This window comes from Metabacillus indicus LMG 22858, assembly GCF_000708755.2.
GTDB lineage: Bacteria > Bacillota > Bacilli > Bacillales > Bacillaceae > Bacillus_P > Bacillus_P indicus.
Genome location: NZ_JGVU02000002.1, coordinates 707,819 through 723,779 on the forward strand (window position 1 = coordinate 707,819; position 15,961 = coordinate 723,779).

Here is a 15,961-nt window from a genome sequence, read left to right on the forward strand (position 1 = left end):
TTCACTCTTCATAAAAGAACATAAAAAAAAGACTGTTTAACACAGTCCCTTAATGCTCATAGATCATTTTTCTGGTCATGCCCCCGTCTACCACCAGGTTTGTTCCTGTGACGAAGTCATTTTCGGGGTCTGTCAGATAAAAGCAGGCTTTCGCAATATCCGCAGGCTTTCCTACCCTCTTAGACAGGTGCTGCTCGTGGTCGACAGATCTCAGCTGATCGTATTCCTTTGTCTCAATCCATCCGGGCGAGATGCAGTTTACTTTGATCCGGTCATCGCCAAGCGAGGCTGCCAGCGCATGAGTAATGGCCACGATCCCGCCTTTTGTCGCTGCATATGCCTCGGAATTAGGCTCAGACATTTGCGCCCTTGTCGACGCTATGTTCACAATAAAACCTCCAGCTTTATTTTTCTTCATCACTCTGGCAGCTTCCTGAGAAGCAAGAAAAATGCTTCTTAGGTTTGTATTCAGCACATCATCCCAGTCTTCAATGGTTAATTCGTAGAAAGGCTTAAAACGGGACACACCTGCATTGTTGATAAGGATATCGATTTTGCCGGTTTTACTGGCAGCCGACTGGATCAGCTTCTGAATATCTTCCATTCTTCTGACATCTGTCTGAACGAAGTGAATGTTTTCAGAGCGGCCAGCAATGGTATTGCCTTTTTCCGCATCGACATCAGCAAGGAAAACGGCATCTCCTTTTTCTGCATATTGTCTGACGAGCTCTTCGCCAATTCCATTAGCTCCGCCGGTAATGATAACAGTGCGGCTCATTTCATTTCCTCCCCAAGACAAAATTTATCCGCCCATTCTTTTACCTCATTCATAACCTTTTCGAGAGAATAGCCCATTTCTGTGAGCTGATACGTCACTTTTACAGGAGTATCAGGGATGACAACCCTCTCGACAATGCCAGCGGATTCCAGTTCTTTCAGCCGTTCAACAAGCATCTTTTGACTAATACTAGGAATGGTATCTGTCAGATCTTTAAAACGTTTAGGTCCGTCAAGAAGCACGTGCACGATTAAGCCTGTCCACCGCTTGCCTAAAAACCCGAAAGCCTTTTCCATTTTAGGGCACAAGTTAGATTCCATCGCGAATCTCCTTTACAGCTTATTTCTTGACATCTATTCATCATCATATTATGATTTTTAACATCAACACTTACTAAAAGTTAGTTTGTAACTTTTTGTATATTATACCTTATTTAAAATACTTATTCAACTTTGGAGGTTTTTCACATGACAGCAGCAACAACTGAAAGCATCTTATCTATTATGTCTGAACGCAGTTCCGTGCGCAAATATGATCCGTCCGTCAAAATCAGCAAGGAAGAATTAAAAGAAATTCTGGAACTGACGGGAAAAGCTCCATCTGCATGGAATCTGCAGCACTGGAAGTTCATGGTTTTTCACAGCGATGAATCGAAAGAAAGACTTCTCCCTATTGCATACAATCAAAGCCAGATTACCGAATCGTCTGCTGTAGTTGCCATTCTCGGCGATCTTGAAGCAAATAAAAACACAGATAAAGTATATAATCCTCTTGTATCAGCAGGGTTCATGAAAGAAGAGATCAAAGATACACTGGCAGGCCAGATTCACGGAGCTTATCAAAATCCTGTTTTCGCACGTGATGCCGCATTCAGCAACGCGTCTCTTGCAGCCATGCAGCTCATGCTTACAGCTAAAGCAAAAGGATATGACACTTGTGCTATCGGAGGGTTTAATGCATCTCAGCTTTCAGAAACATTCAAAATTGAGAATCGTTACATCCCTGTTATGCTGATTACTATCGGTAAAGCAGCAAAGCCAGCTCACCAAAGCTCGCGCATCAGCATTGATGAACTAAGCACATTTTTATAAGAAAAAAACCGGCGGTTATAAAAACTTGCCGGTTTTTCGTTTTTTTCAGCTTCTTTTGGGGAAAGTAAGGTCAGATAAATCTACTTAAGGAGCTAATGCACCATGATAAACATCATCATCGGCTTAGTTTTGCTGATGGCACTTGCCTATCTTGGCTGGTCCATCATCTGGATTGCGCCGCTAATTGCCTTAATCGTAGCCGGCCTTGAAGGAGTTGACCTGCTTCCCGCCTATACAGAGACATATATGAAGGGGTTTGTCGATTTCACCTTCAAATGGTTTCCGATTTTTCTGCTTGGTGCTATATTTGGAAAACTGATGGAAGAAACCGGCATGGCGCAGTCTGTCGCCTTTAAAATTACACAGTTCATCGGAAAGAAACGAGCTGTTTTAGGCGTTCTTGTCGGGGCAGCTGTTCTGACGTACGGCGGTGTCAGTCTGTTTGTCGTCGTTTTTGCCATCTACCCACTTGCCATCGCTCTGTTCCGGTCTGCAGATGTGTCAAGAAACCTGATTCCCGCAACAATTGTGTTAGGTGCGTTTACCTTTACGATGACCGCGCTTCCTGGAACACCCCAAATTCAGAATATCATTCCAACCGATTACTTTGGCACAACTCCGACAGCAGGCCCGATTATGGGGATTGTTTCCGGTCTCATCATGGCTGCAGGGGGCTATTTCTATTTAGCCTGGCGAGGCAAAAAGCTTCAAAACAAAGGGGAGAAATTTACAGAGCCCAAGGGCGGTGATGAAGTAAAGGACATTGATCCGTCCCAGCTTCCAAACGCCTATCTTTCCATTATCCCCCTTATAGTCGTTGTAGTGGTTCTGAATGTTTTCAAATTGGACATTCTGCTTGCACTTGTTATTGGGATCTTATCCATCATGCTTCTTTCCATTACTAAATTTAAAATGTTTATCAAATCAATTAACGGCGGAGCGGCAGGTTCTGTCATGGCCATCGTCAACACAAGCGCCGCAGTTGGTTTCGGAGCGGTAGTGACAGCTGTACCGAGCTTTGAACAGCTTACTGATCTGATTCTTGGTGTTAAAGGGAACCCGCTCATTTCAGAGGCGATTGCCGTTCAGCTTTTGGCCAGCATAACCGGTTCAGCCTCCGGAGGAATGGGAATTGCCCTTGAAGCACTTGGAAGTCAGTATATGGAGCTTGCCAAAAGCACAGGAATTTCGCCTGAAGCTTTTCACAGGGTTGCAGCAGTTGCCTCCGGCGCCTCAATCCTTCCGCATAATGGAGCCCTGCTTACGCTCCTTGCGGTTACAGGACTTAAGCACAAACAAACCTACCTGGATGTTGCCGTAGTAGGACTGATCATTCCGATCATCGCTGTCATTGCAGCGATTGCACTTGCATCCATGGGATTATATTAAAGAATAAAGGAGCGGTTGAATATGTTAAAAGATAAAGTTGTATTTATAACAGGAGCGGCACAGGGAATCGGCTACGAGGTTGGCGAGCGGTTTGCTGAAAACGGAGCAAAAGTTGTTTTGACAGATGTAAATGAAGAAGGTGTAAAAAAAGCCGCTGAACAGCTCGCTCAAAAAGGTTATGAAACACTTGGCCTGAAATGTGATGTCACTAGCGAAGAGGAAATCAAAAAGGCCATCGATGACACTGTTGCCCATTTTGGCGCCTTTCACATTCTCATCAACAATGCAGGACTTCAATATGTATCGCCAATTGAAGAATTTCCTACAGAAAAATTCGAGCTTTTAATCAAGATCATGCTGACGGCGCCGTTTCTTGCGACCAAGCATGTTTTTCCGCATATGAAAAAACAAAAATACGGACGCATCATCAACATGGCATCCATTAACGGAGTTATCGGATTTGCCGGAAAAGCTGCCTACAACTCAGCCAAACACGGAGTTATCGGGCTGACAAAGGTTTCAGCCCTGGAAGGAGCTGCTGAGGGCATAACAGTGAATGCTCTTTGCCCGGGCTATGTAGATACTCCGCTCGTTCGCAACCAGCTTCAGGATCTTGCAAAAACGCGAAATGTGGAACTTGAAAAGGTGCTCGAAGAAGTCATCTACCCTCTCGTTCCTCAAAAACGTCTGCTTTCAGTTGACGAAATCGCTGATTATGCCGTCTTCCTGGCAAGCGAAAAAGCGAAAGGCGTGACCGGACAGGCCGTGCTTCTTGATGGCGGATACACGGCTCAATAATAAAGAAATTGCCTGGATTCGAAATGAATCCAGGCATTTTTTAGTTCAAGTTTTCTCTGTACCATGCAGCCGCTGCTTCCACCTCAGAAGATGTCAGCTGATGGCCGTGGTTTTCCCAGTGCACCAATACATTTCCCCCTGCACCCTTCAGCAAATCAGAGAGCTCCTCTGTTTCTTCCGGACGGCAGATCGGATCGTTCATGCCTGCACCTATGAAAATCGGCAAGTCATTCAGCTCTGGTACTGTTACACCTCTCCTTGGCACCATCGGATGATGAAGGATCGCTGCTTTTAATGGCCGTTCAAAGTGAAATAACAGGCTCCCTGCAATATTTGCCCCATTTGAATAGCCAATTGCCGTTACCTCTGAACGGTCAAATGAATATGTTTCTGCTGCTTCAGATAAAAAGGCATTCAGTTCATTCGTTCTGAAAATCAAATCTTCTTCATCAAAAACGCCTTCAGCGAGTCGTTTAAAGAACCTCGGCATCCCGTTTTCAAGGACATTTCCCCTTACACTGAGAATATTTGCTTCAGGATCAATATGTTTGGCAAGCGGTATAAGATCATTTTCATCTCCGCCAGTGCCGTGAAGCAGCAGCAGAGTTTTATTACGGTTCTTTCCTTTTTCAAAAAGATGTTTCATGATGTGTCCCCTTCCATGATGACAGGGTCTGGCTGCACGCAAAACCCCTTATTTTTGAAATTTATTGCATTCCTTTTTTAATAGAATCAGCTACCATCACTGTCCGTTTAGCCTGATACTTAACGGCTGGTTCAACATTCTCTTTTAAATTTCCGTCCTGATCTGCTGTAACGGAAGTGCCGTACGGATTTCCGCCAGCCTCAAACAGCACCTGGTCTGTGTATCCCGGAGCAGCAACAATTGCACCCCAGTGGTACATCGTTGTATAAAGGCTTAAAATGGTTGCTTCCTGTCCGCCATGAGGATTACTGGCCGATGCCATCGCACTTACTACCTTATTAGCAAGCTTACCCTGGAACCATAGACCTCCCGTTGTATCAAGAAACTGCTTCATTTGAGCAGGTACATTTCCAAACCGGGTCGGAACGCTGAAGATGATGGCATCTGCCCATTCAAGATCGTCAAGCGTAACTTCAGGTACATGCTGTGTGGCTTCGAGATGCGCTTTCCATGCTTCATTCGATTCAATCGCAGATTGCGGAGCAAGTTCAGGAACTTTTAACACTTTTACTTCTGCTCCCGCTTCCTTTGCTCCCTCTTCAGCCCATGAAGCAAGCTTGTAATTTGTACCTGTTGAACTGTAGTAGATGACGGCTAATTTAACATTTGACATTCCGGTCTCTCCTCATTTCGGTTCATTTTTTATCTTTAAGTAATATATCTCGAAGTCGAATTAATTATATGATGACCCTATAGAAAAGTCAACAATTAACAGTTTCTATAGGTAATATACCCATGAAAGCAGGGAGAAAACATGTTTTATTACAGTTTGTCAGGGTTAAGTTGGCCCGCTATGGTTTAGAGCACTTTCTGTGGTTGGATTCTTTACTGTTGTTGACTCCGGTTTAGAACACTTGCTGCGGTCGGGATGCCGAACTTAGTGTTGCTTACTCCGTTTTAGAACACTTTCTGCGGTCGAGATTCCCTACTTAATGCTGTTTACTCCGGCTTAGAACATTTTCTGCGGTCGGGTATCCCGACTTAATGCTGCTTACTCCGGTTTAAAACACTTTCTGCTGTCAGAATCCCCTACTTAGTGTTGCTTACCCCGGTTTAGAACACTTTCCGCGGTCGGGATGCTCGATTTAATGTAGCTAATTCCGGTTTAGAACACTTTCTTCATGCCAAATACCTGACAAAGTGCTGCTAACTCTCCATAGAACACTTCCCCCTGTTTCATCAAGAACCCCGGCTTAATCAGCAAAATCCATTACATAAAAAAAACCGAACTAATAAATAGTCCGGTTCGTTTTTTTACTTCATTTGCTCATTCAGTACTTCAAGCGCTTTAGACATCTGAGTGTCATTTTCTTTTAGTTTTGCTTGCAGGAGTTCCAGCATTTTAATGGTGGTTTCTCCTTTGATTGTTCCTGTTTGGCTGAGATTGTTTTCAGACTGGAACCTGGTAACGGCTTTTTTGGTCGTTTCTTCAAAAAACCCTTCTGTTTTAATGTCCTCATAGCCCAGTGCCTGCAGCATCTGCTGTGCTGCTTTTACTTCTGCTGATGAGTCTCCCTGTTTCAGTTCTTTTTCAGGGTTTAGGTACGGGAGATTGGCATACGCAGGAAGGGAAGCTTTATGCTGGGGCTCAATTCCCTTTTTATGAATCCATGATCCATCAGGCGTCAGCCATTTTGCAATCGTATATTTAATGGAAGATCCGTCTTCAAAGCTTTTGGCTGTCTGAATCGTTCCTTTACCGAATGTTTTTTCACCGACGATCGGGATGCCTGCAGACTGATGAAGGGCTCCGGCCATAATTTCAGCTGCACTTGCGGTTCCGTTGTCGACGACAACGACAACAGGTACGTTCACTGCTGAATCGTTTTGTGATTTTTGAACTTCTTTTGTTCCGTTCTTATTTTCAATCTGCATAATCGTTTTGCCTTTTGGAACGAAAATATCGCTCATGGCAATGGCCTGATCAAGCAGGCCGCCCGGATTCTGGCGCAGATCGAGAACGAGGCCCTTGACGTTCTGATCATTTAATTCGTTTAATGCATCTGCGAGCTCTTTGCCGGTAGTTTCAGAAAACTTGGTAATTTGAATTTTTCCGATTCCATTTTCTGTTTCGGTGTAAACCGTTTCAAGCGGAATGGTATCTCTGGTCAAATTAAAATCAAGCTGTCCGACTCCATCGCGTTCAATGACAAGCTGAACCTTTGAGCCTTTTTCGCCGCGGATCAGCATGACAGCTTCATTGACTGTCATTCCTTCCACACTTTTGTCATCCACTTTAAGAATTTTATCTTTTGGCTTAAGTCCCGCTTTTTCAGCAGGCGAACCTTTGATTGGCGAAACAATCATGATTTTGCCGTCAGATTCCTGAACTTCTGCCCCGATTCCTTCAAAAGAGGATGAAATGTTTTCATTGAAGCCTTTTGCTTCTTCCTGATCCATATAAGCTGAGTATGGATCGCCAAGTGACTGAAGCATTCCTTTAATGGCTCCGTCTACAAGCTTTTCTTCATTGGTATTCTGGTAAAATTCGCCCTGAAGCGTGTCGTATGTAGAATAGAGCTTTTCAAACGGATCATCGCCGGTTCTTTCAGCACCGCTCACTCCTGTGCCTTTTTGAACTACGGCAAACGTAATTCCTGCACTGATGACAGCTGTCAGCACAATGGCAAACAAAAATTTCAATTTGTTGTTGGACAAAGTAACACCACCCTCGTTATGTAATCATTATGAGTAACGGAGAGAAAAACGTCAACTAAAATCACCGTCAAACAGATTCCTTAAAACAGTATGTGCTATATATGAAAATCCATTCTTTCAGCCTGCTTCCTCACACCAAAAGCAGAGCCTTCATACCTTAATCAGAAAGGAGTGGTTCATGATGCCGACTTATTTGGATCTGCTGGCACAGCTCGGCGTTGGCGGCGCCCATCCAGGGGGCTTTATGCTGACAAAAGAAATCATTGAAGCAGAAAAAATCCCAGAAACGGCAGCTGTTCTTGATGCAGGATGCGGCACCGGGCAGACCATGCAGTTTTTAAAGTCCATGATTACGGACGTGAAAGGAATTGACCCTGATCCTGTCATGCTTCAAAAAGCAGCGAAAAGGTTAAAAGATTCTTCCTGTCTCATCAAAGGATCGCTTGAGAAGCTGCCTTTTGAGAGCCGCGCATTTGATTACGTTTTTTGTGAGTCGGTTTTAAGCTTTACTGATGCAGAAACTTCCATAGAAGAAGCATACAGAGTTTTAAAAGACGAAGGCATTCTCCTTGCAATAGAAATTGTAAAATCGGAAAATGCTGAGAAATTGATGGCAGAGGAAATTGAAACGTTTTATGGGTTTAAGTCCATGCTGAATGAAGTTCAATGGATGAATCATTTTAAAAGCGCAGGATTTACTGATATCACTGTTCATTCTCAACAGGACTTTCTAATAGAAGAAGATGAACCAACGACAGAATTTGATATGTCTGAGGATATTCCCTCCCTCTATTTTGACATGCTTGCAAAACATGAAAGTCTCAGGGAAATCTTTCACCGCGCCGTCCAATTTCGCATTTTCAGGTGCGTAAAATAAGGGCACCGGGGTATTCGTACAAACCCTTTATGCTGTTTTTTCATAGTTTATGGTGAAGCAGGTGAAGGGAGGAAAAAAAATGTCGCAAAATTATTATAATCTATGCTGCCAATACAACGGGCAGGTAGTGCGCATCAGCGACCGTTTCGGCAGACAGCACGTTGGAAGAATAACAAATGTCACTAGACAGCGTGTATTTATCCAGCCGCTTGGCGGAGGCGGACGAGGACGCGGAGGCTTCGGCATGGGCTATTATGGCGGATACGGACCAGGATACGGGTACCCATACGGCATCGGCCTGGCATTTGTAACAGGTGTTGTCCTTGGCGGATTGCTGTTCTGGTAATCAAATAGGGAATTAAAAAAGCAGTCCATCACCTTTCAGAGATGGACTGCTTTTTCTTCATAATCAATGGGATTTCTTTGTATATATCAACAATTTCGCTGATTTTCATCCTGACAAGTCCGCTGGAAGAAGGAGCCGCAAATTCAAGAACACCACCGGCAACCGAATCGGGCTGGAGTCCCCATGCGGCTTTTTTCTTGCCGCTGTATGCGAGGTAAACTCCCTTTCCAACAAAACAGGCAAGCTTGGGCTGATAGGTTTGAAGTTTATTGAGCAGCTGCACTCTGCCAGCTTTGTATTCGCCTGGAGTAATTTCAGCAGCCGTTTTAGTCGGCCTGTCAACAATGTTTGTGAAACCGATTCCCTGCTAAAGAAGATCCCTGTCTTCAAAAGGGGAAAACTGTCTTTCTGTAATACCAGCCTCATAAAGAATCCGGTAGAAACGGTTGTTTTTGCCCGCATAGTGATGCATGACCTGTGCGGAATACAGGCTGGGATTGTAGCCAATGAACAATAAATCCAGTCCGTGTCTGATTCGGTCGAGCTCGGGCCTGCTCATCAGATTTTCTTCACTTTTTTAAAATATTCTTCAAGAGTCAGCTGATTTTCATATATTTCTGTCGCTTCTTTTACTCCTACATAACGCAGGTGCCAAGGTTCATAAGAGAACTTTGTAATCTCTTCTTTGCCTTTTTGATACCGGATGATAAATCCGAATTTATGCGCGTTCGCCTGTACCCATTTTCCTTCGGGAGTATCTCCGAATTTTTCCGTAATATCCATATCAGCGCTTTTGCTCGTAACATCCATCGCAAGTCCTGTTTGATGTTCGCTTTGCCCCGGAAGCGCAACCGTCTCAAGTGCTGTTGTGTCTCCTTTTCGTTCCTTTTCTACATTTAGAATGCCGGTCTGGCGCTCATAAGACCTGTAACCGGAGACTGCAAATAATTCTATCCCCTCTGCAGCAGCCTGTGCGAACAATCGTTCAAGGGCTGCTGCTGCTTCTTTTCGAATATAGCGCTGAGGCACCTCTGCATCTCCAAAAGAAAATGGAACATTCGGGGAGACCAGATCAGCAGGCTCGTAGTCAGCCGGCAAGGAGAACTCTTTATTCACGAGTACCATGCGATTCTCGGGATTGGCGATCGTTTGCTTTCCATTTACCTCTTTAATCTGATTAAAAAACGGCTCTTCAAGTGTCAGAATTTCTTCTTTACCTTCTTTTTCGGGATCTATTTTCTCTTGATGCTCCTGTGTCTTTGCCTGTCCTTCTTTAAAAGGGTTCAGGCTTTTGGAAAAATCCAAGCCGGAACATGCTGAAAGCATCAGCGTCAGCGGCAAAACAGCAGCCATCGTTTTTTTCGTTCCATTCATTTGATTCACCTTACCTGCATTTTGACATTTCATAGCTTTTATTCTATCACTATTGCCTAAAATGAGGAAAACTATATCTGTCATTTGTGACAGATTTTGTCGAAAAATGAGAAAAACGCACGAAAAAGTTTCGCGCGTTTCTAAAAAACATTTAGTTTACTTTTTGATTGCTGCTTCAAGCGCAATTTCCATCATTTCATTGAAGGTTGTCTGACGCTCTTCAGAAGTTGTTTCTTCCCCAGTAAGAATGTGATCGCTTACTGTCAGGACAGAAAGTGCCTGGCGGCCAAATTTAGCAGCAAGTGTGTAAAGGGCAGCGGATTCCATTTCGATGGCAAGTACGCCGTATTTCGCCCATTTTTCCAGCTCTGAATTGTCGTTGTAGAACATATCAGCGGTGAACACGTTGCCGACTTTCAATTTTAAGCCCTTCTCGTTTCCTGCTTCATAAGCAAAGCGCAGCAGGTCAAAGTCAGCAGTCGGAGCATAATCAACTCCGCCAAATGTCAATCTGTTCATTTGCGAATCTGTTGATGCGCTCATCGCAAGAATAACGTCACGGACCTTTACATCCTGCTGAATCGCACCGCAAGTTCCAACGCGGATCAGCTTTTGAACGTTATAGCTTTGAATTAATTCGTTTACATAAATCGCGATGGACGGCACACCCATGCCAGTACCCTGGACGGAAATTCTTTCGCCTTTGTAAGTTCCTGTGTATCCTAACATACCGCGCACTTCATTGTAGCAGACAGCATCTTCTAAAAACGTTTCTGCAATATACTTTGCACGCAGCGGATCTCCTGGCAGCAGAATGGATTCTGCAATTTCATTTGGTTTTGCTCCTATATGAACACTCATTTTCATTCCTCCAGTTTCTATGTAAAAAAGGTGCTTTTTCAATATACCATAATCCTGCTGAAAAAATCTTTTCCCTTTCTACATTTTTCGGGATTCCTTTCAATTCTATACATGATACTTATTTACTGGTGTGAAAACGGCTTATTTCGAGAAAAATAGGTGGGAAAAGGAGGGATACTCATGGGTAAAAAACATCGAAACAGAGTCAATGGACAGAAGAAAAACAATCATATTCCGGCTGAGGCTATTGAGGCTGAGCATAATGCGCACGGAAAAGAAGCTTCCCCCGAAAAACGCAAAAACGGTCCTGGAAACCACATGTAAGGAAAAGAAAAAGGGCAGCCGCTGGTGCTGCCCCTACCTTACTTGCATTCTGCTTATTTTCTTCCAGCCGCCTGAAAACAGCTTATAAAAAGTCTGTCCTCTCTTCCGCTCATCAATCAGCAGAATATCCCCGGTGGCAATAAACCTTGCCTTGTAGTCTTTAGGAACTCTGTCTTTCACATTAAACATGCCAAAGATGAGGTGCATGGCATCAATGTGCCCCGCTGCTTCAAGATTCATCCTGTATACTTCCTGATATCCGATTTTTTGTCCATATTCCGGCGTTTGAAAAATGGTAACCTCATATGTCTGCGGCCTCTCTGCAAAAAGACTTATTCCCATACATGCCACCCCCTTCTTACATATTAGGTGACTGCCGCCTTAATTCCTTCGTCTAAGTTGCACTAGTTTTGTCGATTGACATTTTCATCCATTCATACAGACGGATCAGTATTAAAAGCAGCACAATGCCTGCCGAAAATCCCGCGGCTACATCAATGGCATAATGAACGCCTAAATACACTCTGCTTAACCCAATCAATCCTATAAAACAAACAGCCGCCCAAAACCTTTTCTTTTTGTTACGGCCCGCTGCTGATGTGTTTGCCAGCAATAGGTAGCAAATAAATCCATAAAAAACGGTGGAATTCATTGCATGGCCGCTTGGAAAACTGTAATGGGCAGCGTCAATGACCGCGTGAAAGGATGGTCTTTCCCTTTCAAAGAGATCTTTAAGTCCTGTGTTGAGATAACGTGCAGAATAAAACGCAATCCATAAAAAGGCTGGAGCCAGGACTTTTTTATTCAGCAGAAGAAGAAAGGTTGCAAATAAAAGCACTGGGTACTCGGCTTTTATGGAACCGGCATCGCTGACTGCCAGAAAAACAGCTGTTGCCGGTTCTGACCGCCAAGTTTCAGCCTTTTGGACAACGAAATTTTCAGCATGCTGAACACCATCTATCCTGTAAATACATGCAAGTAAAAGAAACAGGAGAAAAAAGGCGGCTATCTTTTTCACGGCTTCTCCCCTCCCAATAACTGCTTAATTCATTTTGTTTCGTTTATGTTCCTTATGTCCTGGAGCAGGCTGGGGTTTATGTGCGACTTCTGTTGAGTATTCTTCTTTATATTGACCCGGAGCTTGTTTTTTTGCTTTTTGCTCAGCGCTGTTCTGATGTTTATGTGCCATGGTTCATTCCTCCTGATAATAAATAGGTGCCTTCTTATTTTTGCTGAAAATACGGCAGCCATTCATGTGTTCAGGAGCCATTCTTTCCATAAATATGCTGCCTGTCCCTCAAAAAGAAGTGGGGTTTTCCTTTTCATACAACAAAAAAATCCGTTCACTTTGAACGGATTTCCTTTAGCTGCTTTCCAATTTTGAGACCCATTTTCACGTAGAGTCCTCCAATAAAAACGATAAGAACAATGATCCCGAGATATTCCAGGCCTGCAAGCTTCAATCCTGTGCTCAGCGCGGTAATGACATACAAACTGCCAAGCAGCGTCCTGATTTCCGTCTGTTCGAACCTGGATGTCAAATATGCTCCTGCCTGCGCACCTGCAAGTCCTCCAGCAATCAGCATAGCTCCAGCAGAAAGGTCAATCGGTGACTTTGCGAAATACGTGATAAAACCAGCCGTAACAATGAAAAGAACACTCATAAGACTTGTCCCCACTGCTTCCCTCGGTTTAAATCCGGAAAGGGAAATCAAAAGCGGAACAAGGATAAAGCCGCCTCCAACCCCAAGAAGAGTTGAAACAAAACCTCCGGTCGCGCCTGTAAACACAAGAATCAGCAATTTCATGCCCTTTTTTCTGCCTGATGATGTTTTCTTATCCTTCCTGAGAAGCAGACTCCATGAAAAATAGCCAAGAAGAAGAACATAAGCAAGGGGAATCACCGTTTCATCCAAATGATGATCATTTAAAAAGAAAACAAATGGATTGGCAGCCTGTGTAGCTGCTGCTCCGCTGGCGCCAATCAGAGCTGCATCCTTCCACTTGACATTTTTCATTTTCAAATGGGCGAATACACCTGAAACCGATGTTCCAATTGTATACATCAGACTTATCGTGATGGCAGTAATCGGATCGACTGAGAGCAGCAGGAGTACCGGGGTGAGGATAAAGCCTCCTCCAACGCCGAAAAACCCCGATAAAACACCAATCAGTAAACCGAGCACTGCGTATAAGATAAAAATAAGAATCACACCTCTGGTAAAATAGCCGTCAATTCCTATTTTATCGGTCCTGAGGAGAAAATAAAAGGTGATGCCCCTTAATCAGAATCTTTCAACTTCACCTTGGGCGTGCGATTACACCGTTATGAACTTTAATAAAGCCGTGACGCAGAATATCGAAACCGCTTTCATAAATATATAGGCCCATTTGCTGAATTGTCATTAATTCTCTGTACGTATGATTCATGACATCCGCCATGATCTGATAGTACAGTTTTGATTTTGCCTGTGCCCTTGGCGTTGTCAGAATGGCATAACCGCCGTCCTTTAAAAATTTCCTGTGCCAGTCGATGGCTTCGGGCTTTTGCTCATCGGGGAAATGCTCAATCATTCCAACGCTGATGACAATGTCGAATTCTTTGCCAAAAGAAAGATTGCGGATATCATCGACCAAATAGGTGATGTTAAAATCATTTTTGTAATAGACTTTGTGGCTTCCTGTCTGTGGGTTTTGGCCTAAAAAAGGATAGTGCTCAGGGAATTCTGCAAACCGGCTGTCCCTGCAATACGCATCATAATCAACCATAACCACTTCTGCACCAGGATACATGGCTGCAAGCTGCATAGCCTCATATCCTTCTGCGGCGCCGAGAAACAGTATTTTCGGTTTGCTTACATCCAGCCCTTCAAACAATGCACGTTTTCCCCGAGGGTCCCAAATACCGTCCTCCATCCTGTGGATGTAATTCCAGAGCCTCAGCTTTAATGAACGGCCCAGTACTTCCCTGACCTCTGCCGGACGAAAAGCAGAAAAATGCGTCCTTAATTCCTTGCTGAGCTCCTCCATTTCTCCCGGCACATCTTTTATGAACCACTCGTGAAACGATTTATTGAAATATTCCCAAGAGGTGTGTACCGGCATGGACAACCCGTTCTCTTTTTCCCATTCCTTCCGGTCCTTTGATAAAGTTTTCACTTCATAAGGTTTTCCTGTATCTTTCCAGGAGAGCTGCGACCAGTCACTTACAACATTTGACGTAAAAAACGTATCTTTCTCTTCATCTGTATATGTGCGCAAGTCAATTTTAAAACTTTCTGTCAAAGCTGTTTTACCAAGATCTTCTTCTGTAAACGGCCGATGTGCGGTGATCATTGCAGCACCTCATTTTAGTCAGAATTTTACATTCATTTTAACAACGTTTATCTGTTGAATCAATCAATTTGTCCAATCATCCTTTCTTGAAAAAAGCTGAAATACTTCGAAAAAACGAGTTAGAAAGAGCTGAGAACGGTAAAATGACTATATTTAGGTTTATACAGATAATTCTGAATCTTTAAATTATGTAAAGATTTTGTTAAGATGAATTTACTCAATCAAAGGAAGGCGTGATTCCAATGAAGACGGTCAGCGAAGCATATCAGTAGCAAATCTCGGAAAAGATCAGTCCGTGAAAACTGATTTTGAGATGTGTGGATATGCGGGAAATCAGTGAATCCGACTTTTTAAAGGGGATGATTCCAATGACTGACGTTAGCGAAGCATATTGTAATCATGCTGCCGCAGGAAAATAGCCGGTGAAAACTATTTTCGGAGCATGTGGATATGCGGGGAAGCCAGAGCAAGAAAGCAAGATAATTGGATGAGTTAGAAACAAAAGAAATCTGAATTAAAAGTGTGATGGTAAAACATTTCTTAGATTGAGTTTAAAGAGCAATGGGAATAAACTGATTCATCGTGCACTATGTTAATTGAAACAAATCAATTGATCGATAGCAGCGAATGGGTTTTAGTAAGAAAGGATCGAACTAAAAAGTGAATATGTTTGGATTGAAATAAGACGCTGTTTATGTCCGGTATACATAGACAGCGTTTTGTTGTGTTCTCATTTTTCCAGACAAAAAGACGCTTCATAAGAAACGCCTTTTTGCAATATCAGCCTGCAGCGTCCTCTGAAGAAAGAGACTCCTCCTTCAGAAACTCCAGAAATTGATCTCCTGCATCATGAACGGGTCCATTATTTCCCGTTTCCTGAATCCTTAATTTTGCAGCATCTATGTATGGAAAATAGGAAGCCGGTATTTCCAGATCTTGAATCAGCTGCTCTCTTGTTTTATCGAGGACTGTATACTTTTTTATCCAGACATTCTCGTGCATTTCTATTCATCCCTTCCCTTTTGCAGAACTTTTATCTTTATAGCGCCTTCTCATAAAGCAAAGAAGTCAAAAATGGAAACTTTTCAGTGATTTCTTCCCCGTACTCATCTTTTAATGCTTCTGTCAGCATAGACGGCACTGTTTCACGCTTTTGAATATCGAATGAAACGATTTCATTTGCATTAAGACCGAATGTAAGGCCTGTATGAGTATAACCGATAAAGAATCGGTCTGTCTGCAGACATTCTATGACTTCATCTTTTTCTTTTCCAAGGGTAATTAACGACAGTTTGCCTTTATCCGTGCCTATTTCTATTTCGTAAATCATGCTGCATCCTCCTCAGTTCTCTCTTTTCTGACCGGCCTGACTCCCTATACTATTCGAACAAGTATGGTTATTTTCTGACTGTCCTGAAGCCTC

At 43.3% G+C, this 15,961-nt stretch carries 22 protein-coding genes; 6 read left to right on the forward strand and 16 right to left on the reverse strand.

Annotated features, from left to right (window positions below; all coding sequences use genetic code 11):
- Nucleotides 1–49 precede the first annotated feature (49 nt).
- Nucleotides 50–778, reverse strand: a complete 729-nt coding sequence (locus AZ46_RS06670) for an SDR family NAD(P)-dependent oxidoreductase (RefSeq protein WP_029280781.1) — start codon at nucleotides 776–778, stop codon at nucleotides 50–52.
- On the reverse strand, nucleotides 775–1,098 hold the full coding sequence (locus AZ46_RS06675) for a winged helix-turn-helix transcriptional regulator (RefSeq protein WP_029280780.1): 324 nt from the start codon (nucleotides 1,096–1,098) through the stop codon (nucleotides 775–777). Before AZ46_RS06675 ends, AZ46_RS06670 begins: the two co-directional genes overlap by 4 nt.
- A gap of 147 nt (nucleotides 1,099–1,245) precedes the next feature.
- Between AZ46_RS06675 and AZ46_RS06680 the strand changes: the two genes are divergently transcribed.
- From AZ46_RS06680 to AZ46_RS06690, 3 genes are all read left to right on the forward strand, one after another.
- Nucleotides 1,246–1,869 (forward strand): nitroreductase family protein, encoded by a 624-nt coding sequence (locus tag AZ46_RS06680; RefSeq protein WP_029280778.1) that lies wholly within the window; start codon nucleotides 1,246–1,248, stop codon nucleotides 1,867–1,869.
- 102 nt (nucleotides 1,870–1,971) lie between these two features.
- The gene (locus AZ46_RS06685; protein WP_029280777.1) at nucleotides 1,972–3,258 is read left to right on the forward strand and encodes a GntP family permease; all 1,287 of its coding nucleotides are present in this window, start codon (nucleotides 1,972–1,974) and stop codon (nucleotides 3,256–3,258) included.
- Between the two features lie 21 nt (nucleotides 3,259–3,279).
- Nucleotides 3,280–4,056: a 3-hydroxybutyrate dehydrogenase gene (locus AZ46_RS06690; protein ID WP_029280775.1), complete on the forward strand. Its 777-nt coding sequence runs from the start codon at nucleotides 3,280–3,282 to the stop codon at nucleotides 4,054–4,056.
- Nucleotides 4,057–4,096: 40 nt separating this feature from the next.
- Here AZ46_RS06690 and AZ46_RS06695 read toward each other — a convergent pair whose 3' ends face one another.
- From AZ46_RS06695 to AZ46_RS06705, 3 genes are all read right to left on the reverse strand, one after another.
- Nucleotides 4,097–4,702, reverse strand: coding sequence for an alpha/beta hydrolase (locus AZ46_RS06695; RefSeq protein ID WP_029280773.1), 606 nt, complete (start codon nucleotides 4,700–4,702; stop codon nucleotides 4,097–4,099).
- 61 nt (nucleotides 4,703–4,763) lie between these two features.
- Nucleotides 4,764–5,375 (reverse strand): NAD(P)H:quinone oxidoreductase, encoded by a 612-nt coding sequence (gene wrbA / locus AZ46_RS06700; RefSeq protein WP_029280772.1) that lies wholly within the window; start codon nucleotides 5,373–5,375, stop codon nucleotides 4,764–4,766.
- A 641-nt stretch (nucleotides 5,376–6,016) separates the two neighbouring features.
- The gene (locus tag AZ46_RS06705; protein WP_029280771.1) at nucleotides 6,017–7,420 is read right to left on the reverse strand and encodes a S41 family peptidase; all 1,404 of its coding nucleotides are present in this window, start codon (nucleotides 7,418–7,420) and stop codon (nucleotides 6,017–6,019) included.
- 181 nt (nucleotides 7,421–7,601) lie between these two features.
- Between AZ46_RS06705 and AZ46_RS06710 the strand changes: the two genes are divergently transcribed.
- On the forward strand, nucleotides 7,602–8,297 hold the full coding sequence (locus tag AZ46_RS06710; protein WP_051865312.1) for a class I SAM-dependent methyltransferase: 696 nt from the start codon (nucleotides 7,602–7,604) through the stop codon (nucleotides 8,295–8,297).
- 79 nt (nucleotides 8,298–8,376) lie between these two features.
- On the forward strand, nucleotides 8,377–8,643 hold the full coding sequence (locus AZ46_RS06715; protein ID WP_029280767.1) for a hypothetical protein: 267 nt from the start codon (nucleotides 8,377–8,379) through the stop codon (nucleotides 8,641–8,643).
- A 28-nt stretch (nucleotides 8,644–8,671) separates the two neighbouring features.
- Here AZ46_RS06715 and AZ46_RS22575 read toward each other — a convergent pair whose 3' ends face one another.
- The 4 genes from AZ46_RS22575 to deoD form a co-directional block, all read right to left on the reverse strand.
- On the reverse strand, nucleotides 8,672–8,926 hold the full coding sequence (locus tag AZ46_RS22575) for a uracil-DNA glycosylase family protein (protein ID WP_412768594.1): 255 nt from the start codon (nucleotides 8,924–8,926) through the stop codon (nucleotides 8,672–8,674).
- A gap of 84 nt (nucleotides 8,927–9,010) precedes the next feature.
- The gene (locus AZ46_RS22580; protein WP_412768595.1) at nucleotides 9,011–9,202 is read right to left on the reverse strand and encodes a uracil-DNA glycosylase family protein; all 192 of its coding nucleotides are present in this window, start codon (nucleotides 9,200–9,202) and stop codon (nucleotides 9,011–9,013) included.
- Nucleotides 9,202–10,017: a M15 family metallopeptidase gene (locus AZ46_RS06725; RefSeq protein WP_029280766.1), complete on the reverse strand. Its 816-nt coding sequence runs from the start codon at nucleotides 10,015–10,017 to the stop codon at nucleotides 9,202–9,204. Before AZ46_RS06725 ends, AZ46_RS22580 begins: the two co-directional genes overlap by 1 nt.
- A 156-nt stretch (nucleotides 10,018–10,173) precedes the next feature.
- A complete protein-coding gene (deoD, locus tag AZ46_RS06730; protein ID WP_029280764.1) occupies nucleotides 10,174–10,878 on the reverse strand; it encodes a purine-nucleoside phosphorylase in 705 nt (234 codons plus the stop codon).
- A 180-nt stretch (nucleotides 10,879–11,058) separates the two neighbouring features.
- Between deoD and AZ46_RS22155 the strand changes: the two genes are divergently transcribed.
- Entirely contained in the window at nucleotides 11,059–11,202 is a 144-nt protein-coding gene (locus AZ46_RS22155) for a hypothetical protein (protein ID WP_168713764.1), read from the forward strand.
- Nucleotides 11,203–11,235: 33 nt separating this feature from the next.
- Here AZ46_RS22155 and AZ46_RS06735 read toward each other — a convergent pair whose 3' ends face one another.
- From AZ46_RS06735 to AZ46_RS06760, 7 genes are all read right to left on the reverse strand, one after another.
- On the reverse strand, nucleotides 11,236–11,544 hold the full coding sequence (locus tag AZ46_RS06735) for a hypothetical protein (RefSeq protein ID WP_029280763.1): 309 nt from the start codon (nucleotides 11,542–11,544) through the stop codon (nucleotides 11,236–11,238).
- Nucleotides 11,545–11,596: 52 nt separating this feature from the next.
- A complete protein-coding gene (locus tag AZ46_RS06740; RefSeq protein ID WP_029280761.1) occupies nucleotides 11,597–12,220 on the reverse strand; it encodes a phosphatase PAP2 family protein in 624 nt (207 codons plus the stop codon).
- Between the two features lie 24 nt (nucleotides 12,221–12,244).
- Nucleotides 12,245–12,391 carry a hypothetical protein gene (locus AZ46_RS21870; RefSeq protein WP_161781200.1) on the reverse strand — a complete coding sequence of 49 codons (147 nt, stop codon included), beginning with the start codon at nucleotides 12,389–12,391 and terminating at the stop codon, nucleotides 12,245–12,247.
- Nucleotides 12,392–12,545: 154 nt separating this feature from the next.
- Entirely contained in the window at nucleotides 12,546–13,415 is an 870-nt protein-coding gene (locus AZ46_RS06745; RefSeq protein ID WP_051865313.1) for a sulfite exporter TauE/SafE family protein, read from the reverse strand.
- An 88-nt stretch (nucleotides 13,416–13,503) separates the two neighbouring features.
- On the reverse strand, nucleotides 13,504–14,538 hold the full coding sequence (locus AZ46_RS06750; protein WP_029280758.1) for a class I SAM-dependent methyltransferase: 1,035 nt from the start codon (nucleotides 14,536–14,538) through the stop codon (nucleotides 13,504–13,506).
- A 780-nt stretch (nucleotides 14,539–15,318) separates the two neighbouring features.
- Entirely contained in the window at nucleotides 15,319–15,540 is a 222-nt protein-coding gene (locus AZ46_RS06755; RefSeq protein WP_029280757.1) for a hypothetical protein, read from the reverse strand.
- Between the two features lie 37 nt (nucleotides 15,541–15,577).
- The gene (locus AZ46_RS06760; RefSeq protein WP_029280755.1) at nucleotides 15,578–15,868 is read right to left on the reverse strand and encodes a hypothetical protein; all 291 of its coding nucleotides are present in this window, start codon (nucleotides 15,866–15,868) and stop codon (nucleotides 15,578–15,580) included.
- Nucleotides 15,869–15,961 lie beyond the last annotated feature (93 nt).